Annotated in this window: 1 protein-coding gene; it reads left to right on the forward strand. The window is 55.5% G+C overall.

From position 1 onward, the window contains the following. The coding region (locus ACWGTO_RS33880) for a tyrosine-type recombinase/integrase (RefSeq protein ID WP_454579006.1) at positions 1 to 336 on the forward strand (336 nt) is incomplete at its 5' end. Between the last annotated feature and the right edge of the window lie 80 nt (positions 337 to 416).

Genomic DNA, 416 nt, shown 5'->3' on the forward strand with positions numbered 1-416 from the left:
GTACACGGTGGACACCTCAGTTCCGACGCCATCCAGTTCCCGCTCGCCAAGTACGTAAAGATCGCTCGGCAGCAATGCCCGTCATTGCGCAAAAAACGGGTGACACCCCATGTGCTGAGGCACTCGGCGGCTATGGAGTTGCTTCAGGCGGGCGTCGATATCACCCTGATCGCCCTATGGCTAGGGCACGAGTCTATCCTGACCACACAGGCCTATCTGCATGCCCATATCGATCTCAAGATCGCGGCTCTTGCCAAGCTCAAACCCCTTGAGCCGGTAGAATCCATGCGCTTCGTACCCGAGGACCAGCTTCTTGCATTCCTCGACGGCTTGTAACGCAAAGAGTTCTCACCTCGGGGAAGGAAAAGAAAATTATGCCGAGCCACGTACCGGAGAATTGTTTGAAAACAGCCACT

This window comes from Mesorhizobium sp. PL10 (assembly GCF_053714315.1).